The organism is Streptomyces sp. MK37H (genome assembly GCF_018035285.1).
In the GTDB taxonomy this organism is placed as follows: Bacteria; Actinomycetota; Actinomycetes; order Streptomycetales; family Streptomycetaceae; genus Streptomyces; species Streptomyces endocoffeicus.
In genome coordinates, this window is record NZ_JAAAYH010000513.1 from 1 (window position 1) to 5878 (window position 5878).

Sequence of the window (5878 nt, forward strand, 5' to 3'; positions counted from 1 at the left end):
CGTCATCCCCGGCTTCGACTTCGGCAGCGCCGAGAAGAGCGCCACCATGCCCTGCGACGACGGAGACGGCGGTACGGGCGACCTGGCGCCGGCCGCGTTGGGAGGCGAACGATGAGCCTGCGGGCCCGTATCACCGCGCCCGAGGGGCCAGGCGAGGGCAGCGGGCGCCAGGACGGGCACCTCGTCTCCGCCTACCGCGCCAAGCTGCTGGAGGAGATCGACCTCGCGGAGATGTCGTCGCTCTCCACCGCCGAGCGCCGCTCCCGCCTGGAGCGCGTGCTCGGCCACATCATCAGCCGCGAGGGCCCGGTGCTGTCCACCAGCGAGCGCTCCCAGCTGATCCGCCGGGTGGTGGACGAGGCGCTCGGCCTCGGGGTGCTCGAACCGCTCCTCGAGGACGCCTCCATCACCGAGATCATGGTCAACGGCCCGGACCAGATCTTCGTGGAGCGCGCCGGCCGGGTCGAGCTGGTCCCCGTCCGCTTCGCCTCCGAGGAGCAGCTGATGCAGACCATCGAGCGCATCGTCTCCACGGTCAACCGCCGGGTGGACGAGTCGAATCCGATGGTCGACGCCCGGCTCCCCTCCGGTGAGCGCGTCAACGTGATCATCCCGCCGCTCGCCCTCACCGGAGCCACGCTCACCATCCGCCGCTTCCCCCGCGCCTACACCCTCCATGAGCTGATCGGCATGGGCACGCTGGACGAGCAGATGCTGATGCTGCTCGCGGCGCTGGTGCGGGCCAAATTCAATGTCGTGGTCTCCGGCCCCACAGGCTCCGGCAAGACCACGCTGCTCAACGCCCTCTCCGGGCTGATCCCTGACGGGGAGCGCATCATCACCGTCGAGGACGCCGCCGAACTCCAGCTCCAGCAGACCCATGTCATCCGGCTGGAGTCCCGGCCGCCCAACGTCGAGGGCAAGGGCCGGATCACCATCCGCGACCTGGTCCGCAACTCCCTCCGGATGCGCCCCGACCGCATCATCGTCGGCGAGGTGCGCGGCGGTGAGACCCTCGACATGCTCCAGGCCATGTCCACCGGCCATGACGGTTCGCTGGCCACCGTCCACGCCAACAGCGCCGAGGACGCGCTGATGCGGCTCCAGACGCTCGCCTCCATGTCGGACGTGGCGATTCCCTACGAGGCGCTGCGGGACCAGATCAACAGCGCCGTGGACTGCATCGTCCAGCTCGTCCGGCACGCCGACGGCTCGCGGCGGATCAGCGAGATCGCGCTGCTCGACAGCCATGGCCACGAGTCGTACCGCATCGCCACCGTCTGCCGCTTCGACGCCCAGCCGATGGGCGCGGACCGGGTGGTGCACGGGCGGTTCGGCTACTTCCCGCTGCCGGAGCGGGTCGCCGAGCGGCTGCGAATGGCCAGCGAGCCGGTGCCGCCCGCCTTCGGCGTGGCCGCCTTCCCGGCGCAGCTGGCCACCCGCGCGGCCGGATACGACCCGTACGACCGGCCGCCGTTCGGCCGACCCCCACAGGACCGACCCCCGTTCGACCCCAGGGACCGGAGGTAGCAGGGCCCATGGACCATCTCGCGACGGCCGCCCTCGGCGCGACACTGGTGTGCGGCGCGCTGGGCGTCGTGGGCGTGCACACCTACGTACGCGGCAAGGAGCAGCAGCGCGCGCTGATCGACCGGCTGTCGGAGACCGGCCCACTGCCGGGCACCGCCCGCGCGCGCCGCTTCTCGGGTGTCGACCGGCGGCTGCGCACCACCTCCCTGGGCCGGAAGCTGGAGCTGCGGCTGGCGGCCACCGGCCTGGAGATCACCCCGGGGGAGTTCTTCGTCTACACGGCGGGGGCGGCGGCCGGGCTGTGGCTGATCGCGGCGTCCTTCCTCGCGGCGTTCTTCGGCCCGATAGCGGCGGTGGTCGCCGTCTGGGGGTCCTTCGCGTTCCTCAACTGGCAGCGCCAGAAGCGGATAGAGCGCTTCATCAACCAACTGCCCGAGCTGTCGCGGATCCTGGCCAACGCCACCCAGGCCGGGCTGGCGCTGCGCACCGCGCTCGGCATGGCGGCGGACGAGATGGAGGCGCCGGCGGGGGAGGAGCTGGCCAAGGTCGCGGCCAAGCTGGCCGTGGGCCACTCGATCGACGACGCGCTGGAGGAGCTGGCCGAGCGGCTGCCCTCCCGGGAGCTGGTGGTGCTGGTCACCACGCTGGTGCTGTCCAACCGCGCGGGCGGCACCGTGGTCAGCTCGCTGCGCAACCTCACCCAGACGCTGGAGGAGCGCAAGGAGACCCGGCGGGAGGTGCGCACCCAGCTCTCGCAGGTGACCGTCACCGCCTATGTCGTCCCGCTGCTGGGGATCGGGACGCTGCTGCTGATGAACCGGATCTCGGCCGGTTCGCTGGACCGGATGACCTCGTCCTTCTGGGGGCAGGCGGCGGTGGTCGTGGCCTTCTGCCTGTACGGGATCGGCTTCTTCCTCATCCGCCGCATGTCCAAGATCGACGTCTGAGACGTCCAAGACCGTCCAAGACCGTCCAAGACCGTCCAAGACCGACGTACGAGCGAATCCAGGTAGAGGGGACTCAGACAGATGGCACTGCTGCTGGCGCTGGCGGCCGGTCTCGCGGTGGCGGGCATCGCCTACGGCATCACGCTGTACCGCAGCGAGGCCAAGCTGCCCAGCGATCTGGCGGTGGCCCTGGAGGTCGGCTCCAGCCGGACGACCGCGGTCGGCTCGGCCGTCGACCGGCTGGGCATGCGCTACGCCCCGCTGGTGCTGCGGCTGATGGGCGAGAAGCGGGTGGCCCGGGTCCGCCGCCGGATCGATCTGGCGGGCAACCCGGGCGGTCTGACGGTGGATCGCTACGCGGCCCGGCGGGCGGTCTACGGGGCGCTCGGCTTCGTCGGGGCGCTGGTGATGCTGCTCAAGGGTCAAGTCCTGCTGGCGCTGCTGCTGGTGGCGTTCGGACTGTTCTGGATCGAGGTGGGCATCTGGGCGGCGGTGCGCGAACGCAAGGAAGCGATCGAGCGGACGTTGCCGGACTTTCTGGACGTTCTGGCCGTCGTGGTGAGCGCCGGTTTGAGCTTCCGTCAGGCCCTGGACCGGGTCGCCGAGAAGTATGAGGGCCCCTGGGCGGATGAACTTCGCATCACACTTCGGCAAATGGACATGGGGGTCAGCCGCCGTCAGGCGTTCGAGGAACTACGTAAACGTAATGACTCAGAACAGGTCGCGCAGTTCGTCACCGCCCTTCAGCAGGGCGAGGAGCTGGGCGCTCCGATTGTCGAAACACTGATCGCCATTGCGAACGACATGCGCCGTACGGACGCGCAGAACGCCCGGCGGCGCGCGGCCCGCGCGGTGCCGAAAGCGACCATGGTCATCACGACCTTCATGGTGCCCGGAACCATGGTGTTGCTCGTCGCGGGGTTCTTCATCGGCTCGGGCACCGACTTCGGCTCGGTGACCGGGGACTGACGGTCTCTTTTAGGTGAAGCTCCTTCGCGGTTGCAATTGAATGTGGGACAGTCGTCGACGGAGAACTCCTCGGTGCGGGAGGGGGTGAGACGGATGCGCGGCCGGGGTTGGTCGTCACGTCCACGGTTCGAACGTGGTGAACGGGGAAGGCAATGCTTCCTAGGGCACTGTTCCGAGACGGCTGTTTCGGCGTACTTTGCTCGTGTCGCGAGCGACACCACGGGGGTTGAGTCGCCGGACCACAGAGGGACGGCAGCCCATGGAGGGGAACACAATGGGGAAGCGCGTCATGCGGAACGATCGGGGACAGACCTCGATCGAATACCTGGGCATCATCGCCGTGGTGGTGGCCATCGTGCTGGTCTTGTCGACCACGGACTTCGGCAGCATGATCGCAAACGCCATCTCCGACAAGATCTCACAGGTCGTCGGCATCTGACCGGTCCCGTGACAGCGCGCCGAGATCTCAGGAGCGACGCGGGGCAGGCGTTTCCGATCTACATCACGGCGGTGGCGGGCCTGCTCTTCCTGGCGCTCGCCCTCTTCGCCGTCGGCCAGGCCGGGGCCACCCGCAACGGCGGACAGACCGCCGCCGACGCGGCGGCCCTCGCGGCCGCCCAGGACTACCGCGACCAGCTGCGCAAGGGGTTCCTGGAGGCGATCGCACACGGCAGCGCATGGGACGACCTGCTGAACGGACGGGGACTGGGCGGCACCAACGCCTGTGACCAGGCGCAGTGGTTCGCCGACCAGAACGGGGCGGATGTGACCGACTGCCGCGGGCCCGACTTCCTGCCGACGTCCTTCACCGTCACCGTGAAGACGCACAAGCCCGTGGGCAAGACCGTCATCCCCGGCACGGAGAGCAAGTACGGGGAGGCGACGGCCAAGGCGGTCGTCACCCCGCGCTGCACGGCCGAGCCGCCCGCCCCGCCGACCGAGCGGCCCGACGACGCCGGCAAGGGCGACGGCGGCGGCAAGGATGACGACGGTAAGGACGACGGCAAGGGCGGCGACGGCGGTAAGGACGACGGCAAGGACGACAAGCCGCCCATCGACCTCCTCTGCGACGGAATCGACCTGACCATCGACCCGACGCGTCTCGATCTCTTCCCCGACGCCAAGGACCTCTTCTCCGTGCACCTGGCCGACTGAACGGCCGACTGACGAGCGAACGAAGAGCAGAAGAGCAAAGGACAGCGAGCGATGAGCATTCGGCACACGACGAAGGCCCGGAGGGGGGCCGCCGCGACGGCGCTCGCCGCGGCCCTGGCCCTCGCCGTGGCCGGGTGCGGCAACGGCGACGGCGACAAGAAGCCCGACGACGCCGCGGACCGGACGTCGACCGCGGGCAAGGACGACGGCGACGAGCAGGAACCCGCGGCGGACTCCTCCAAGACCATCGGCGAGATGAAGGGGCCCGGCGGGGTCGTCGTCACCCTGCACTCCGCGGTGCGCGACGACGGCGGGTTCGTCACCGTGAACGCCACCGTCACCAACCATGGCAGCCGGCTCTTCAACGCCATCGACTGGCGCTCGAAGGAGACCGAGGTGAAGTCCCTCTCGTCCGTCTCCGGCGCGTCCCTGGTCGACGAGAAGGGCAAGAAGCGCTATCTCGTCCTGCGGGACACCGACGGCCAGTGCCTGTGCACCACGGGGCTCTCCGGGATCAAGCCCAATGAGAGCCGCCCGCTGTTCGCGCAGTTCCCGGCCCCGCCGAAGAGCGTCAAGGACATCGACTTCCAGATCCCGACCATGCCGTCCGTCAGCATCACCCTCTCCGGGTGAGTCGCGCCATGACACCGCAGACGACGGCCCGCTCCGCGCGCCGCGGCCCCGTGCTGGCCGCGCTGGCCTCCACCGCGCTCCTGGTCACCCTCACCGCCCCGGCGCCGCCCGCCCACGCGGACAGCGGCCCCGGCGCGCCCGCCGACACCACCCCGCCGGTGAAGATCGACGCCAAGGACTCCGATCTGAAGATGCCCGAGGGCGCGAAGCTGGCGCCCGGCCGGGTCCTGGACATCAAGTCCGTCGTCGAGACGGACGACGGCGACGAGCGGCGGGAGGACACCAACGCCAAGGTGAAGTTCGCCCTCCAGGCCGAGGTGCTCTTCGGCAAGGACAGCGCGAAGCTGGGCGGCGACGCGCGGGCCCGGATCAAGGAGATCGCCTCCGAGGCCGAGCGGCAGAACGCCAAGAGCGTCCGCGTCTTCGGCTTCACCGACGACCTTGGCTCCGCGGGCCACGGCATCGTGCTGTCCAAGCAGCGGGCCAACGCGGTGCAGCAGGCGCTCGCCGAGGACCTCGACCCTTCCGTCAACTACGAGATCCGGGGCTACGGCGAGCAGTACCCGATCGCGGACAACGCGACCGAGGAGGGCCGCAAGCGCAACCGCCGGGTGGAGGTCAGCTTCCCCAGGACCGCCTGAGCC

At 69.9% G+C, this 5878-nt stretch carries 7 protein-coding genes; all 7 read left to right on the forward strand.

Annotated features, from left to right (window positions below):
• Window positions 1-111: 111 nt before the first annotated feature.
• The 7 genes from GWI24_RS39355 to GWI24_RS39385 all read left to right on the forward strand — a co-directional run bounded on the left by GWI24_RS39355 (window position 112) and on the right by GWI24_RS39385 (window position 5875).
• Window positions 112-1530, forward strand: a complete 1419-nt coding sequence (locus tag GWI24_RS39355) for a CpaF family protein (protein WP_210950826.1) — start codon at window positions 112-114, stop codon at window positions 1528-1530.
• Window positions 1531-1538: 8 nt separating this feature from the next.
• A complete protein-coding gene (locus GWI24_RS39360; RefSeq protein WP_210950827.1) occupies window positions 1539-2477 on the forward strand; it encodes a type II secretion system F family protein in 939 nt (312 codons plus the stop codon).
• A gap of 81 nt (window positions 2478-2558) precedes the next feature.
• Window positions 2559-3446 carry a DUF5936 domain-containing protein gene (locus tag GWI24_RS39365; protein WP_210950828.1) on the forward strand — a complete coding sequence of 296 codons (888 nt, stop codon included), beginning with the start codon at window positions 2559-2561 and terminating at the stop codon, window positions 3444-3446.
• A gap of 289 nt (window positions 3447-3735) precedes the next feature.
• Window positions 3736-3885 (forward strand): hypothetical protein, encoded by a 150-nt coding sequence (locus GWI24_RS39370; protein ID WP_162496074.1) that lies wholly within the window; start codon window positions 3736-3738, stop codon window positions 3883-3885.
• 8 nt (window positions 3886-3893) lie between these two features.
• A complete protein-coding gene (locus GWI24_RS39375) occupies window positions 3894-4601 on the forward strand; it encodes a pilus assembly protein TadG-related protein (RefSeq protein WP_210950829.1) in 708 nt (235 codons plus the stop codon).
• Window positions 4602-4652: 51 nt separating this feature from the next.
• Entirely contained in the window at window positions 4653-5234 is a 582-nt protein-coding gene (locus GWI24_RS39380) for a hypothetical protein (protein WP_210950830.1), read from the forward strand.
• An 8-nt stretch (window positions 5235-5242) separates the two neighbouring features.
• Window positions 5243-5875 (forward strand): OmpA family protein, encoded by a 633-nt coding sequence (locus tag GWI24_RS39385; RefSeq protein ID WP_210950831.1) that lies wholly within the window; start codon window positions 5243-5245, stop codon window positions 5873-5875.
• The last annotated feature ends 3 nt before the right edge of the window (window positions 5876-5878 follow it).